The sequence below is a fragment of the Thauera aromatica genome (assembly GCF_023093595.1).
In the GTDB taxonomy this organism is placed as follows: Bacteria; Pseudomonadota; Gammaproteobacteria; order Burkholderiales; family Rhodocyclaceae; genus Thauera; species Thauera aromatica_A.
In genome coordinates this window covers 25,647-40,754 of record NZ_JALLIK010000106.1, presented here as the reverse complement: position 1 = coordinate 40,754, position 15,108 = coordinate 25,647, and the positions used below count along the sequence as shown (strand labels likewise).

Genomic DNA, 15,108 nt, shown 5'->3' with positions numbered 1-15,108 from the left:
AACCGTGAATTTGAACGCAACTCTGATAGCCCAGCTCGTTGTGTTCTTCATTCTGGCGTGGTTCACGATGAAATTCGTGTGGCCGCCCATCGTGAAGGCACTGGACGAGCGTGCGAAGAAAATCGCCGACGGGCTGGAAGCTGCGGACAAGGCCAAGGCCGACCTGGCGCTCGCCGAGAAGAAGGTCGTCGAGGAACTGCGCAAGGCCCGCGAATCCGCGGGTGATGTGCGTACCTCCGCTGAAAAGCAGGCGAGCCAGCTGATCGACGAGGCTCGCGCCGAAGCCAACCGCATCATCGCCGCCGCGCGTGAAGCCGCCGAAGCCGAAGCCGGCGTCGCCGCGCAGCGCGCCAAGGAAGCCTTGCGCGACCAGGTCGCCCATCTGGCTGTTGCCGGCGCGGAAAAAATCCTGCGCCGCGAGATCAACACCCAGGTGCACGCCGAGCTGCTTGCCAACCTGAAACAGGAATTGCAATAAGTCATGGCCGAGAACGTCACCATCGCGCGTCCCTATGCCGATGCCGCCTTCGCGCTGGCTCGTGGGGCGAATGCGCTGGGGCCTTGGTCGGAAGTGCTGGATCGGCTCGCCCTCGTGGCGGCCGACTCCACCATGCAGGCGTGTTTCAACGATCCGAAGCTGTCCGCCGATCAGCTCTACAAGCTGATGGTGGACGTCGCTGGCGATCTGAACGCCGAACAGCAGAACTTCATCCGCGTCCTCGTGGAGAACGAACGTCTGCAGGTGCTTCCGGAGATCCGTGACCTGTTCGTTGCACTCAAGAACGAACACGAAGGCGTCCTGGAGGCGAAAATCGCCTCTGCCTTCCCGCTCGACGATGCCGCGCTGGCCGCGTTGAAGGCCGACCTCGAAGCCCGCTTCAAGGTCGTCATCAACGTCACGGTCAGCATCGACCCCGAACTGATCGGTGGGGTCCGCATCGCTGTCGGCGACGAAGTCATCGACGCCTCGGTCCGCGGCAAGCTCGCGAACATGGCCGCTGCGCTAAAGAACTAGGAGCATACATACATGCAACTCAACCCCTCTGAAATCAGTGACCTGATTAAGAGCCGGATCCAGAACCTGCAGCTCGCCGCCACGTCGCGCAACGAGGGCACGGTGGTCTCCGTCACCGACGGCATCACCCGTATCCACGGCCTCACCGATGTGATGCAGGGCGAAATGCTGGAATTCCCCGGCAACACCTACGGCATGGCGCTCAACCTCGAGCGCGATTCCGTGGGCGCGGTCGTGCTCGGCGAATACGAGCACATCACCGAAGGCGACACGGTCAAGGCCACCGGCCGCATCCTCGAAGTCCCGGTCGGCCCCGAGCTGATCGGCCGCGTGGTCAACGCCCTGGGTCAGCCGATCGACGGCAAGGGCCCGATCAATGCCAAGCTCACCGACAAGATCGAGAAGGTCGCGCCCGGCGTCATCGCCCGCCAGTCCGTCTCGCAGCCGGTGCAGACCGGCCTGAAGTCGGTCGACTCGATGGTGCCGATCGGCCGCGGCCAGCGCGAGCTGATCATCGGCGACCGCCAGACCGGCAAGACCGCGGTTGCGGTCGACGCGATCATCAACCAGAAAGGCCAGAACATGTTCTGCGTCTACGTGGCGATCGGTCAGAAGGCTTCGACCGTGGCCAACGTGGTGCGCAAGCTGGAAGAGAACGGCGCCCTGGAATACACCATCGTCGTCGCCGCCACCGCCTCCGAGTCGGCCGCGATGCAGTACCTGGCCGCCTACGCCGGGTGCACGATGGGCGAGTACTTCCGCGACCGCGGCCAGGACGCCCTCATCGTTTATGACGATCTGACCAAGCAGGCCTGGGCCTACCGCCAGGTCTCCCTGCTGCTGCGCCGTCCGCCGGGCCGTGAAGCCTACCCGGGCGACGTGTTCTACCTGCACTCCCGTCTGCTCGAGCGCGCCGCGCGCGTCAATGCCGACTACGTCGAGAAGTTCACCAACGGCGAAGTCAAGGGCAAGACCGGCTCGCTGACCGCGCTGCCGATCATCGAGACCCAGGCCGGCGACGTCTCCGCGTTCGTGCCGACCAACGTCATCTCGATTACCGACGGCCAGATCTTCCTCGAGACCGACCTCTTCAACGCCGGCATCCGTCCCGCGATCAACGCCGGTATCTCGGTGTCGCGCGTCGGTGGTGCGGCCCAGACCAAGGTCATCAAGAAGCTGTCCGGCGGCATCCGTACCGACCTCGCGCAGTACCGCGAGCTCGCCGCCTTCGCCCAGTTCGCTTCCGACCTCGACGATGCCACCCGCAAGCAGCTCGAGCGCGGCCGCCGCGTCACCGAGCTGATGAAGCAGGCGCAGTACTCGCCGATGTCGATCGCCGAAATGGCCATCGTCCTGTACGCGGTGAACAACGGCTACTTCGACGACGTCGAGGTCGCCCGCGTGCTGCCCTTCGAAGCCGCCATGCTGCAGTTCGTCAAGACCAAGCAGGCTGCGCTCATCTCTTCGATCCTGGACAAGAAGGAGCTCGACGCCGATGGCGAGAAGGCTCTGGCGGCCGCGATCGCCGAGTTCAAGAAGAGCTGGGCCTAAGGCCGCGGACGGAGACGGAATATGGCTAGCGGTAAGGAAATCCGTACCAAGATCAAGAGCGTGCAGAACACGCGCAAGATCACCAAGGCCATGGAGATGGTGGCCGCATCCAAGATGCGCAAGGCGCAGGACCGGATGCGGTCTGCCCGCCCCTTCGCCGACAAAATCCGCCGCCTCGCCGCGAACCTGTCCCAGGCCAATGTGACCGACTACAAGCACCCCTTCCTGGTCCGCAAGGACCAGGTGAAACGGGTGGGGCTGATCCTGGTGACCACCGACAAGGGTCTGTGTGGGGGTCTCAACACCAACGTCCAGCGTGTCGCGCTGACCGCCATGAAGGACTGGGAGTCCTCGGGCGTGACCGAGATCCGGGCCTGCTGCATCGGCAACAAGGGTCTGGGCTTCATGCAGCGCATGGGCGCCAAGGTGGTGTCGAACGTCACCCAGCTCGGTGACACGCCCCACCTGGAAAAGCTGATCGGTCCGGTCAAGGTGATGCTCGACGCGTTCCAGAACGACGAGCTCGACGCGGTTTATGTGGCTTACACCCGCTTCATCAACACGATGAAGCAGGAGCCGGTGCTCGAGCAGCTGCTGCCGCTGTCCGGCGAGAAGCTGGGCACGCCCGAGACGTCGTGGGACTACCTCTACGAGCCGGATCCGCAGGTCGTCATCGACGAGTTGCTGGTGCGCTACGTAGAGGCCCTGGTGTATCAGGCGGTGGCCGAGAACATGGCATCCGAGCAGAGCGCGCGCATGGTGGCAATGAAGGCCGCTTCCGACAATGCCAAGAACGTGATTGGCGAACTGCAGCTGGTCTACAACAAGACCCGCCAGGCCGCGATCACCAAGGAGCTGTCGGAAATCGTCGGCGGCGCCGCCGCGGTGTAACGGATTATTGAATTAAGGAAACGACGATGAGTCAAGGTACGATCGTTCAGTGCATCGGCGCGGTGGTGGACATCCAGTTCCCGCGCGACTCGATGCCCAAGGTGTATGACGCCCTGAAGCTCGAGGACGTGGCCGACTCCTTCGCCGAAGCAAATCTGACCTTCGAGGTTCAGCAGCAGCTCGGCGACGGTGTGGTGCGTACGATTGCGATGGGTTCTTCCGACGGCCTGCGCCGCGGCATGAAGGTTGCCAATACCGGCAAGCAGATCTCGGTGCCGGTCGGCATGGGGACGCTGGGCCGGATCATGGACGTGCTCGGTCGCCCGATCGACGACGCCGGTCCGATCGAGACCGACGAACTGCGCGCGATCCACCAGAAGGCGCCGAAGTTCGACGAGCTCTCGCCTTCGGTCGAGCTGCTCGAGACCGGGATCAAGGTCATCGACCTGATCTGCCCGTTCGCCAAGGGCGGCAAGGTCGGCCTGTTTGGCGGCGCCGGCGTGGGCAAGACCGTCAACATGATGGAGCTGATCAACAACATCGCCAAGCAGCACTCGGGCCTGTCGGTGTTCGCCGGGGTTGGCGAGCGGACCCGTGAAGGGAACGACTTCTACCACGAGATGAAGGACTCCAACGTTCTCGACAAGGTCGCGATGGTGTTCGGTCAGATGAACGAACCCCCGGGCAACCGCCTGCGCGTGGCGCTGACCGGCCTCACCATGGCCGAGCGCTTCCGCGACGAAGGCCGCGACATCCTGTTCTTCGTGGACAACATCTACCGCTACACCCTGGCCGGTACCGAAGTGTCCGCGCTGCTCGGCCGGATGCCGTCCGCGGTGGGCTACCAGCCGACCCTGGCGGAAGAAATGGGCCGTCTGCAGGAGCGCATCACCTCGACCAAGGTGGGTTCGATTACCTCGATCCAGGCCGTGTATGTGCCCGCAGACGACTTGACCGACCCGTCGCCGGCGACCACCTTCCTCCACCTCGACTCCACCGTCGTGCTGTCGCGCGACATCGCCGCGCTGGGTATCTACCCGGCCGTCGACCCGCTCGACTCCACCAGCCGCCAGCTCGATCCGCTGGTCGTCGGCGAAGAGCACTACGGGGTTGCGCGTCAGGTGCAGATGACCCTGCAGAAGTACAAGGAACTGCGCGACATCATCGCGATTCTGGGCATGGACGAACTGTCGCCCGACGACAAGCTCGCCGTCGCCCGCGCGCGCAAGATCCAGCGCTTCCTGTCGCAGCCGTTCCACGTCGCCGAAGTGTTTACCGGTTCGCCTGGCAAGTACGTCTCGCTCAAGGACACCATCAAGGGCTTCAAGATGATCGTCAGCGGCGAGCTCGACAATCTGCCGGAACAGGCTTTCTACATGGTCGGCAGCATCGACGAGGCCATCGAGAAGGCGAAGAAGCTCCAGTAATCCGCCCGCCCGCGCGGCGCCTCGGCGCCGCGCGGTTTTGAAAAGGAAACACTATGGCTATGACGGTTCATGTCGACATCGTCAGTGCGGAAGAGCAGATCTTCTCCGGGCTGGCCGAATTCGTCGCCCTCCCTGGTGAGGCGGGCGAACTCGGCATCCTGCCTGGCCACATGCCGCTGATGACCCGGATCAAGCCGGGGGTGGTGCGTGTGCGTGCCCAGAACGCGACCGAGGAAGAACTCGTCTTCGTCGCCGGTGGCCTGCTGGAAGTGCAGCCGGGTCTGGTGACGGTGCTTGCCGACACCGCGATCCGGGGCAAGGATCTGGACGAAGCGAAGGCGCTCGAAGCCAAGCGCAAGGCCGAGGAGGCCATGGCCAACCAGAGCGCACGCCTGGATTATGCCAAGGCCCAGGCCGAGCTCATGGAAGCGGTGGCCCAGCTTGCGGCGATCCAGCGTCTGCGCAAGCGCGGCCACTGAGCGCACGCTCCGCTACGCAGCGGGGTGGCAACAACAAAAAAGCAGCTCGCCGGGCTGCTTTTTTGTTGTCCGCCGTTTTTGCCACCGGTGCTTGAAATGGGCGCCGCGAGCGGAAGAACGGCTCCCGTGCGCGAAAGGGGCGGGGAGGGCAGGGTTCGCTCCCGCCGTCCTCGCGTCCGGGAGCTTCATCCGGATTTTTCGAGCCGGGCGATGCGCTTGTCGAGGCGGGCGACGCCATCGCGCACGGCGATCAGCTCCTGCGCGAACGCGGGGAGGGCGTGGCGGGACACCAGCAGGGGGGCTTCTTCGGTGAGATATTCGGCCAGACTGCCCGACGCGCGCGCCATTGCACGCTGCGCTTCGCCGACGACCCGCTGCCCGCCCTCGACCATGCGATGGGCGGCGATGTCGCCGAAAATGCGCGCCAGGTCTTCCTCGGCGTCCCAGCGCAGGTGACGGAATACGAAGCCGAGGGCTTCGGCGAATTCCGCGTTGCCTTCGATGCGCACATGGCGCATCGCCGTTTCCAGGCCATCGACCAGTAGCCGGGGCAACTCGGCGACCGCCAGGTGCAGGCTGACTTCGGGCGCCTCTTCGCTCGTGTGGTCGGCAAGATGGCCGTCCGCGCTGACCGAAAAGCGGATTTCGGCGAAGGGGGCGAGGACCAGGCGTGCGCTGCGACCGGCATGCGGACGCAGGCGCGCCCGCGCCCAGCCGGACTGGGCCAGGAGATGGTTGGTAGCGGACAGGAAGAGGCTGGACAGCATGGTATCGGGCAGAAAAAAGGAGGCGCGGCGGCCTCCTGGGGGGACGGTGGCGTTCAGCCGGCCTGCTGGATGCCGGCGATCAGCCAGCCGCCGCTGCCGCTGGCGGCTTTGGTCAGGTGCCAGATTTCGTCGAAGGCTGCCGGCGCTGCGTCGGCCTCCTCGCGCAGCAGACCGCTGAAGCGCACGCTGACCACGTAACGCTGATCTTCCTCGGCGACGTCGATCACTTCGGCATTGAGCTCGACGACATCGGTGCGCTGGGCGGCGCCGCCGCGCTCGTTGAGTTGCATGCACAACTCGGCGAAGACTTCGGGCGTGGTGAACTCGCGCAGATCGTCGAGGTTGGCGCTGTCATTGGCCGCCTGCAGACGGATGAAGTTGAGCTTGGCCTGGCGGGCGAAACCGTCGACATCGAAGCCGGAGGCGATGGCTTTGGCGAGTCCGGAGTTTTCTGCTGCGGGTTGTGCGCTGCCGCCGAACGCCTGCTGGGCCTCGAACGGCCGCACGCTGTCCGCGGCATTACCCGGCGCGCCGGCGTACTGCAGCCCCTGCCCCTGCTGCTTGGCGGCGGTGCCGCGACGGAAGATCAGGCGAAAGACGAAGAACGCAGCGGCGGCCAGCAGCAGGATCATGACGAAGTTGGCGAAGCCTTCACCCATTCCCAGATGCGAGAACAGCGCGGCGAGGCCGAGGCCGGCGGCGAGGCCGGCGATCGGACCCATCCACGAGCGCTTGGGCTGGGCCGCGGGGGTGGCTCCGGCGGGGCTCTGCTGCGGGGTCGCGGCCGGCTGGCGCGGTTGCGTGGTCGGGGTGGCCTGGCGCTTCATGCCGAAGCTGCTGCCGCCGCCGAGGCGCTTGGCTTCGGCCTCGGGAGGGGCGAAACCGAACGAGAGGATGGCGACGATCAGGGTCAGGAAGAGGTGTTTCATCGGTGGGTGGTCTCCAGGTTCAGATCTTGTAGCCCCGGTGCAGGGCGACGACGCCGGCACTCAGGTTGAAGTAATCGACCCGGGCGAGCCCGGCTTGTTCCATCATTGCCTTCAATTCTTCCTGGCCGGGGTGCATGCGGATCGATTCGGCCAGGTAGCGGTAGCTTTCGGCATCGTTGGCGACCTGCTTGCCCATCCACGGTAGCAGCTTGAAGGAGTAGAGGTCGTAGAACGGCGCCAGCGGTTTCCACACGCGCGAGAATTCGAGTACCAGCAGGCGGCCTCCGGGGCGCAGCACGCGACGCATCTCGGCAATGGCGACGTCCTTGTGGGTCATGTTGCGCAGGCCGAAGGCGACGGTGACGCAGTCGAACCAGTCATCCGGGAAGGGCAGCTTTTCGGCGTTGCACTGCGCTGCCGGCATGGCGAAGCCGTGATCGATCATGCGGTCGCGACCGCGCGCGAGCATGGCGTGGTTGATGTCGGTGAGCCAGACCTGGCCGCTGCGCCCGACCTTGCGCGCGAAAGCGAGCGACAGGTCGGCGGTGCCTCCGGCGACGTCGAGCACGCGGTCGCCTTCGCGCACTCCCGACACCTGGATGGTGAACGCCTTCCACAGCCGGTGCAGGCCGAACGACATCAGGTCGTTCATGATGTCGTACTTGTGCGCGACCGAGGAAAAGACCTCGGCCACTTTTTTTTCCTTCTGTTCCTCGGCGACCGTCTGGAAGCCGAAATGGGTGGTCTTGTCGCTCATCGTGAACTCAGTGGTGATGCCCGCAGCCGCCGCGCGGAGCCGGGGGCGGGACCAGGGCGGGGTCGCGGGTGCCGCCCGCGCGCTCGAGGCGTGCGAGGTAGTCGGCCCACAGTTCTTCCTGATCGCGGCCGAGCATGTACAGGTAGTCCCAGGAGTACAGTCCGCTGTCGTGGCCGTCGGAGAACTCGGGCTTGATCGCATAGTTGCCGACCGGCACCAGGTTCACGACATCGACGTCGCGCTTGCCCTGTTGCAGGGTTTCCTGGCCGCGGCCGTGGCCGCGTACTTCGGCCGAGGGCGAATACACCCGCAGGTATTCGAACGGCAGGAAGAAGCGGCTGCCGTCGTCGAAGGCGATTTCAAGCCGTTTCGAGCTGCTGTGCAGAATGATTTCGGTGGGGATCGGGGTGTTGCTGTCAAGTCCGGCCATGGCATCCGTCCCGTTTTTGGGGACACAATCATACCCGAATCGCCGCGCTGCGTTTCCATGTGCGCAGTGTGGCTTTGCCCCCGCGGAAGGCGGTGTGCCCCGGCGTGGCCATTTCAGGCCGATGACGTGTCATCAAACCGTCAAGCAACGGCAATACACTACGGGCTGCCATGCGATCGCCCGGGCGGGCGTGGACGCCGTCCGCAGCTCCCCTTCGATCGATCGCGCAACCAGGGAGTCCAGCGCATGCCAGCGAACATTCTGCTCGTGGAAGACGAGCCGGCGATCCAGGAATTGGTCGCCGCCAATCTCCATCGCGCCGGCCATCACGTCGTGCGTGCCGCCGATGCGGAAAGCGCGCAGCGCATCGTGCGCGACGCGCTGCCGGACCTCGTGCTGCTCGACTGGATGCTGCCCGGGATGTCGGGCATCGAGTTCGCCCGCCGCCTGCGCGCCGACGAGCGCACCCGGGCCATTCCGATCATCATGCTGACCGCACGCGGGGAAGAGCAGGACAAGGTCGCCGGGCTCGAAACCGGCGCCGACGACTACATCACCAAGCCCTTCAGCCCGCGCGAACTCGTCGCCCGGATCAAGGCCGTGCTGCGGCGGCGGGCGCCGCAGGCCACCGAGGACGCGGTGGAGCTGGGCGGGCTGCGCCTCGATCCGGCCACCCACCGGGTCAGCGCCGGCGGCGAGACGCTAGCCCTGGGGCCGACCGAGTTCCGTCTGCTGCACTTCCTGATGACCCACCCGGAGCGGGTGCATTCGCGCGCGCAGCTGCTCGACCAGGTGTGGGGCGATCACGTCTTCGTCGAGGAGCGCACCGTCGATGTCCATATCCGGCGCTTGCGCTGCGCGCTCGAACCGGGTGCGCACGACGGGCTGATCCAGACCGTCCGCGGCAGTGGCTACCGCTTTTCGGTGCATCCGGAAAGCGCGCCGGCGGTCCGCTGAGCGTGTCCTTCCGGTTCATGGAAAACGTGTGATTTTTCGATCCGTGCGCTATATCGGCCTCGGTATCGCGCTCCCGGTCCTGGCGATGCTGCTGCTCGCCGCGCTCGCCGGCCTGTACCGCGACAGCGATGCCGCGCTGGCGATCCTCGCCCTGTGCGTGCTCGGCTGGGCGATCATGCTCGCCCGTCACCTGCGCTTGCTGGTCGAATGGGCGCGGCAGCCGGTCGACACTCCGGTGCCGCGCGGCGAAGGGCTGTGGGGGAGCGTTTTTGCCGAGCTCGGCGACCGCTTCGAGCGCGAGGCCGAAGTGCGGGAAAAACTGTCGGCCGAGCTCGGCCGTTTCCAGCAGGCGGCCCAGGCGATGCCCGACGGCGTCCTGTACCTGGGCGAGGGCGACCGCATCGAATGGCTCAATCCGGTGGCCGAGCAGCATTTCGATCTCGACCGGCGCGATCACCTGCGGATTCCGATCGGAAACCTCGTGCGCCAGCCCGAATTCATCCGCTACCTCGAGGCCGGTGACCAGCGCGAGCCACTGCTGATGCGCTCGCTGCGGCGCAAGGAACGCACCCTGCAGGTGCAGCTGATCCGTTTCGCCGGCCATCGCCGGCTGCTGCTGTCGCGCGACATTTCACAGCTGGAGAAGCTCGAGAACATGCGCCGCGACTTCGTCGCCAACGTCTCCCACGAGTTGCGTACGCCGCTGACCGTGGTCGGCGGCTTTCTCGAAACCCTGATCGATGGCATGGACGATTTCTCGCGCGAGGAGATCCTCCATTACCTGACCCTCGCCAGCGAGCAATCCACCCGCATGCAGCGCCTGATCGAGGAGCTGTTGACCCTGTCCGCGCTCGAAACCGGCGCGCCGGCGCCGCTCGAGGAGGCGGTGGAGGCCGAAGTCCTGGTGCGCGAGGTCTACGACGAAACCCGGCTGTTGTCGGCGGGACGCCATACGCTGCGCCTGGAGCTGACCGGCGACGGGATGCTGCTCGGCAGCCGCAAGGAGTTGCACAGCGCGTTCGCCAACCTGGCGAGCAATGCGGTGCGCTACACCCCCGCCGGCGGTCACATCGAGATCGGCTGGCGCAGCGGCCCGGAATGCGCCGAAGGGGGCGGCGAGTTCTGGGTCGGCGACGACGGCATCGGCATCGACGCCGCCGACATCCCGCGCCTGACCGAGCGTTTCTATCGCGTCGACCGCGGCCGCTCGCGCGAGACCGGGGGTACCGGCCTGGGGCTGGCCATCGTCAAGCATGTCGTCACCCGCCACCAGGCCGAACTCGTCGTCGACAGCACGCCGGGCGAAGGCAGCCGGTTTACGGTCCGTTTCCCGCCGGCCCGAATCGAGCGCGCACGGCGCTGAAGCGGGTCGCCGCGGCCGTCACCGCCGCTCTCGGCGCTGCGGGAAGCGGCCTGCGCTGCGGCCGCGCCGTCAGTGTTCCGCGAGGGCGTTGTCGATGGCGCGGGCGAGGGCGACCGGGTCGGCGGGGGCATGCACTGCGCCTTCGCGTTGCGCCGCGCCCCACACCGCTTCGGGGAAGTGGCGGTCGTCGCGGTAGCGCGGAATCACGTGCCAGTGCAGATGCGGCACCATGTTGCCGAAGCTCGCCAGGTTGATCTTGTCGGGGCGCAGCTGCGCCCGCAGTGCGGCCTCGGTCGCCATCACCACGGCGAACAGGTGGTGCCGGTCGGCGGGCAGCAGGTCGGTCATCTCGGCCACGTGTTCGCGCCACACCACCCGGCACAGCCCCGGATGAAAGGCGTCGGCGACGCGGATCACGCAGCAGCGCGCGTCTTCCCACAGGATGTCAGCGGGAGGCAGGGCGCACAGCGGACAGTTCGGGGGCGGGTTCGGTGGCATGGGTGCGGGGCGGGTGGAGAGGAAAGCGTTCTACCGCGTTCGCGCCCGGGCAGCGAGGAATTATTCCGCATCCGGCGCGCGGCCATTGTCCGGGAGGCGGCGCGGAACGTCCTGTGCCACCGTGCGGGTCTCGCCCAGCCCGACCGGGAGGCCGTCATGGAAGGCGAACAGATTGCCAGGGGGGATCTCGGTCCAGGCCTCGTTGTCGGTCAGCGGCGTCGTCGCGATCACGGCGACGCGGTCGTCGGGCGTGGTGAGCTGGTTGAAATCGACCGTCAGGTCCTCGTCGGCGAGGTGGGCGACGGCGAACGGCGCTTTGCGCAGGATGTAGCACAGGCGCGACGAGCAGTGGGCGAACAGCCAGTCGCCGTCGGAGAGCAGGAAGTTGAACTCGCCGCGGCGGCCGACTTCGAGCGCGAGCTCGCGCAGCGCGGCGTGCAGTGCGGCGGGGGCTGGAGCCCCCTGCGGGAAACGCGCGGCGAGGCGGTCGAGGAGGTAGCAGAACGCCCGCTCGGAGTCGGTCGTGCCCACCGGCAGGAAGCGTCCGCCGAGCGCCGGCGCGAACTCCTTCAGGTTGCCGTTGTGGGCGAAGACCCAGTATCGCCCCCACAGCTCGCGCTGGAAGGGATGGGTGTTCTCGAGCCGGATCCCGCCCTGGGTCGCCTTGCGGATGTGGGCGATCACATTCAGCGAACGGATCGGGTAGTGCTTCACCAGCTCGGCGACCGGGGAGGCGGCGCTCGGCGCCGGGTCGAGGAAGACGCGCACTCCGGCGCCTTCGAAAAAGGCGATCCCCCAGCCGTCGCGGTGGTGGTCGGTGAGTCCGCCACGGGCGCGGAAGCCGGCGAAGGAGAAGCAGATGTCGGTCGGCACGTTGCAGTTCATGCCGAGCAATTGGCACATGGCGGGACTCCGCGGCGGGCGAAAGGCTGCTTCAAGTATAGCGAAACGATCGCGCCGCCTCGCGCGGGCGCTTCCGCGCCCCGTCCGTGCGGCCGCCCGGGCCACTGCGCGATCCGTGGATGCACCACCCGCCACGGGCGGGCTCAGCCGGCGAGTTTCTTCTTCAGCAGCTCGTTGACCTGGGCCGGGCTGGCCTTACCCTTGCTGGCCTTCATGACCTGTCCCACCAAGGCGTTGAAGGCCTTCTCCTTGCCGGCGCGGAATTCATCCACCGACTTCGGGTTGGCCGCGAGCACCGCGTCGATCATGGCCTCGATCGCGCCGCTGTCGGTAACCTGCTTGAGGCCCTGACGGTCGATGATTTCGTCGGCGGCGTCGGCCTTGCCGCCGCCTTCGCCGTTCCACAGGGCCTCAAACACTTTTTTGCCGATCGCGTTCGAGATCGTGTTGTCGGCGATGCGCGCGACCAGCCCGGCGAGCTGGGCGGGGGCGACCGGCGATGCGGTGATGTCGAGCTCGGCCTTGTTGAGGCGTGCGGCGAGCTCGCCCATGACCCAGTTGGCGCACGGTTTGGCGAGTGCGGTGCCGGCCGCGGCGACCGTGGCCTGGTAGAAGTCGGCGACTTCCTTGGCGGCGGTGAGGGTGGTGGCGTCGTAGGCCGACAGGCCCCACGCGTCGATGAAGCGCGCCTTCATCGCCCCCGGCAGCTCGGGCATCTCGTCCTGCACGCGCGCCTTCCACTCGGGCGCGATCACCAGCGGCAGCAGGTCGGGGTCGGGGAAGTAGCGGTAGTCGTGGGCGTCTTCCTTGCTGCGCATCATGCGCGTCTCGCCCGTGTCGGGGTCGAACAGCACGGTGGCCTGCTCGACACGGCCGCCGTCCTCGATGGTGTCGATCTGCCACTGCACCTCGTAATCGATCGCCTGCTGCAGGAAGCGGAAGGAGTTGAGGTTCTTGATCTCGCGCCGGGTGCCGTACTCGGTGGCGCCTTTCTTCCTCACCGAGACGTTGGCGTCGCAGCGGAACGAGCCCTCCTGCATGTTGCCGTCGCAGATGTCGATCCAGCGCACCAGCGCGTGCAGCGCGCGGGCATAGGCCACGGCCTCGGTGGACGAGCGCATGTCGGGCTCGGAGACGATCTCGAGCAGCGGCGTGCCGGCGCGGTTGAGGTCGATGCCGGTCATGCCGTGGAAGTCCTCGTGGAGGCTCTTGCCGGCATCTTCCTCGAGGTGGGCGCGGGTCAGGCGCACGGTCTTCTCGTAGGCCTGCTCGCCCTCGCCGACGCGGATCGTGATCGCGCCGCCCTGCACCACCGGCAGGTCCATCTGGCTGATCTGGTAGCCCTTGGGGAGGTCGGGGTAGAAGTAGTTCTTGCGTGCGAACACGCTCTTTTCGGCGACGTGGGCGCCGATCGCCAGGCCGAAGCGGATTGCGCGCTCGACCGCGCCGCGGTTGAGCACCGGCAGCACGCCGGGCAGGGCGATGTCCACCGCGCTCGCCTGGCGGTTGGGCTCGGCGCCGAAGGCGGTGCTGGCGCCGGAAAAGATCTTGCTCGCGGTGTTGAGCTGGGTGTGGACTTCCAGCCCGATGACGACTTCCCAATCGGATCGGCTCATGTTCGTGTCTCTCGTTGCATGCGGCGCGGGTCAGGCCGCACAGGCCGGACGGCGCAGGTGCCAGTCGGTGGCGTGCTGGTACTGGTGCGCGGCGTTGAGCAGGCGGGCCTCGGCGAAGTAGTCGCCGACCAGCTGCAGGCCGATCGGCAGGCCCTCGGCGCCGAAACCGCAGGGGTGCGACAGGCCGGGCAGGCCGGCGAGGTTGACCGCGATCGTGTAGATGTCCGACAGGTACATCTGCACCGGGTCGTCGGCCATCTGGCCGAGCGCCCAGGCGGTGGTCGGGGTGGTCGGTCCGGCGATCAGGTCGCACTGCTGCAATGCGGCCTGGAAATCCTGCGCGATCAGCCGGCGCAGGCGCTGCGCCTGGAGGTAGTAGGCGTCGTAGTAACCGTGCGACAGCACGTAGGTGCCGACCAGGATGCGGCGCTTGACTTCGGCGCCGAAGCCCTCCGCACGGCTCTTGCTGTACAGGTCGGCGAGGTCGCCGTAGTCGGCGGCGCGGTGGCCGTAGCGCACGCCGTCGAAGCGGCTGAGGTTGCTCGAGGCTTCGGCCGGTGCGATTACGTAATAGGCCGGGATCGCCAGCTTCGCATTCGGCAGCGAGACTTCGACCGTGGTCGCGCCCAGGGCGCGGTACGCGTCGAGCGCGGCATCGACCGCGGCGCGCACCTCGTCGGCCATGCCTTCGGCGAAGAACTCGCGCGGCAGGCCGATGGTGAGGCCGGCGAGCGGGTTCGCCCCCGGGGCGGAGGGGGCGAGGGCGGCGGCGTAGTCTGCGGCGGGGCGCTCGAGGCTGGTCGAGTCGCGCGCGTCGAAGCCGGTCATCGCCGACAGCAGCAGCGCGCAGTCTTCGGCCGAGGCGCCGAAGGCTCCACCCTGGTCGAGGGAAGAGGCGTAGGCGATCATGCCGTAGCGGCTCACCGTGCCGTAGGTCGGCTTGATCCCGGTGATGCCGCAGAACGCCGCCGGCTGGCGCACCGAGCCGCCGGTGTCGGTGCCGGTGGCGATCGGCGCCAGGCGTGCGGCGACCGCCGCGGCCGAGCCGCCGGAGGAGCCGCCGGGCACGCGCCCGGTGTGCCACGGGTTCTTCACCGGGCCGTACCAGGAGCTTTCGTTCGACGAGCCCATCGCGAACTCGTCCATGTTGGTCTTGCCCAGGCTCACCGCGCCGGCGGCCTTGAGCAGGCTCACGACGTGGGCGTCGTAAGGGCTGACGAAGTTCGCCAGCATCTTCGAAGCGCAGGTGGTGAGCACGCCCTCGGTGCAGAACACGTCCTTGTGCGCGAGCGGGATGCCGACGAGCGCTCCGCCCTGGCCGGCGGCGAGGCGTTCGTCGGCGGCACGCGCGGCGGCGAGGGCGCCGTCGCGGTCGACGGTGATGAAGGCGTTGAGCTGCGGGTTCAGGGCGTCGATGCGGTCGAGGAACAGGGTGGTGAGCTCGACGCTGGAGATCTGCCTGCGGTCGAGGGCGCGGCGCAGTTCGGTGAGGGTGGCGTTGATCATGGCGGGCGGAAAACGGACG

General features: G+C 67.1%; 16 protein-coding genes. 8 read left to right on the top strand and 8 right to left on the bottom strand.

Annotation, left to right across the window (positions count from 1 at the left end; all coding sequences use genetic code 11):
• The first annotated feature begins 4 nt into the window (after positions 1-4).
• The 6 genes from MXC99_RS12105 to MXC99_RS12080 are packed head-to-tail and all read left to right on the top strand — an operon-like array spanning position 5 to position 5,363.
• Positions 5-478 (top strand): F0F1 ATP synthase subunit B, encoded by a 474-nt coding sequence (locus MXC99_RS12105; RefSeq protein WP_075146687.1) that lies wholly within the window; start codon positions 5-7, stop codon positions 476-478.
• Between the two features lie 3 nt (positions 479-481).
• Complete coding sequence (locus MXC99_RS12100) at positions 482-1,015, top strand: F0F1 ATP synthase subunit delta (RefSeq protein WP_247725696.1); 534 nt, start codon at positions 482-484, stop codon at positions 1,013-1,015.
• A 12-nt stretch (positions 1,016-1,027) separates the two neighbouring features.
• Complete coding sequence (gene atpA / locus MXC99_RS12095) at positions 1,028-2,566, top strand: F0F1 ATP synthase subunit alpha (RefSeq protein ID WP_075146689.1); 1,539 nt, start codon at positions 1,028-1,030, stop codon at positions 2,564-2,566.
• Positions 2,567-2,587: 21 nt separating this feature from the next.
• Entirely contained in the window at positions 2,588-3,457 is an 870-nt protein-coding gene (gene atpG / locus MXC99_RS12090) for a F0F1 ATP synthase subunit gamma (RefSeq protein ID WP_247725695.1), read from the top strand.
• 26 nt (positions 3,458-3,483) lie between these two features.
• Complete coding sequence (atpD, locus tag MXC99_RS12085; protein WP_075146691.1) at positions 3,484-4,884, top strand: F0F1 ATP synthase subunit beta; 1,401 nt, start codon at positions 3,484-3,486, stop codon at positions 4,882-4,884.
• 53 nt (positions 4,885-4,937) lie between these two features.
• Positions 4,938-5,363, top strand: coding sequence for a F0F1 ATP synthase subunit epsilon (locus tag MXC99_RS12080; protein WP_107219535.1), 426 nt, complete (start codon positions 4,938-4,940; stop codon positions 5,361-5,363).
• 185 nt (positions 5,364-5,548) lie between these two features.
• Here MXC99_RS12080 and MXC99_RS12075 read toward each other — a convergent pair whose 3' ends face one another.
• From MXC99_RS12075 to MXC99_RS12060, 4 genes are read right to left on the bottom strand one after another with little or no spacing between them, the layout of a single operon-like run.
• Entirely contained in the window at positions 5,549-6,130 is a 582-nt protein-coding gene (locus tag MXC99_RS12075; RefSeq protein ID WP_247725694.1) for a ubiquinone biosynthesis accessory factor UbiJ, read from the bottom strand.
• Positions 6,131-6,183: 53 nt separating this feature from the next.
• Positions 6,184-7,059 (bottom strand): Tim44 domain-containing protein, encoded by an 876-nt coding sequence (locus MXC99_RS12070; protein WP_247725693.1) that lies wholly within the window; start codon positions 7,057-7,059, stop codon positions 6,184-6,186.
• Positions 7,060-7,078: 19 nt separating this feature from the next.
• Positions 7,079-7,816: a bifunctional demethylmenaquinone methyltransferase/2-methoxy-6-polyprenyl-1,4-benzoquinol methylase UbiE gene (gene ubiE, locus MXC99_RS12065; protein WP_075146695.1), complete on the bottom strand. Its 738-nt coding sequence runs from the start codon at positions 7,814-7,816 to the stop codon at positions 7,079-7,081.
• Positions 7,817-7,823: 7 nt separating this feature from the next.
• Positions 7,824-8,246, bottom strand: coding sequence for a gamma-butyrobetaine hydroxylase-like domain-containing protein (locus tag MXC99_RS12060; protein WP_247725692.1), 423 nt, complete (start codon positions 8,244-8,246; stop codon positions 7,824-7,826).
• A gap of 246 nt (positions 8,247-8,492) precedes the next feature.
• Here MXC99_RS12060 and phoB point away from each other — a divergent pair, with 246 nt between their 5' ends.
• Together phoB and phoR are read left to right on the top strand one after the other, a co-directional pair.
• Positions 8,493-9,203, top strand: a complete 711-nt coding sequence (gene phoB / locus MXC99_RS12055; RefSeq protein ID WP_247725691.1) for a phosphate regulon transcriptional regulator PhoB — start codon at positions 8,493-8,495, stop codon at positions 9,201-9,203.
• Between the two features lie 85 nt (positions 9,204-9,288).
• Positions 9,289-10,566, top strand: a complete 1,278-nt coding sequence (gene phoR, locus MXC99_RS12050; protein ID WP_432654253.1) for a phosphate regulon sensor histidine kinase PhoR — start codon at positions 9,289-9,291, stop codon at positions 10,564-10,566.
• 69 nt (positions 10,567-10,635) lie between these two features.
• Here the strand turns inward: phoR and MXC99_RS12045 are convergent, their stop codons facing one another.
• The 4 genes from MXC99_RS12045 to gatA form a co-directional block, all read right to left on the bottom strand.
• Positions 10,636-11,064: an HIT family protein gene (locus MXC99_RS12045; RefSeq protein WP_247725689.1), complete on the bottom strand. Its 429-nt coding sequence runs from the start codon at positions 11,062-11,064 to the stop codon at positions 10,636-10,638.
• A gap of 60 nt (positions 11,065-11,124) precedes the next feature.
• Positions 11,125-11,967, bottom strand: a complete 843-nt coding sequence (locus tag MXC99_RS12040) for a class II glutamine amidotransferase (RefSeq protein WP_247725688.1) — start codon at positions 11,965-11,967, stop codon at positions 11,125-11,127.
• Positions 11,968-12,110: 143 nt separating this feature from the next.
• Entirely contained in the window at positions 12,111-13,583 is a 1,473-nt protein-coding gene (gene gatB, locus MXC99_RS12035; protein WP_247725687.1) for an Asp-tRNA(Asn)/Glu-tRNA(Gln) amidotransferase subunit GatB, read from the bottom strand.
• A gap of 30 nt (positions 13,584-13,613) precedes the next feature.
• A complete protein-coding gene (gene gatA / locus MXC99_RS12030; RefSeq protein ID WP_247725686.1) occupies positions 13,614-15,089 on the bottom strand; it encodes an Asp-tRNA(Asn)/Glu-tRNA(Gln) amidotransferase subunit GatA in 1,476 nt (491 codons plus the stop codon).
• Positions 15,090-15,108 lie beyond the last annotated feature (19 nt).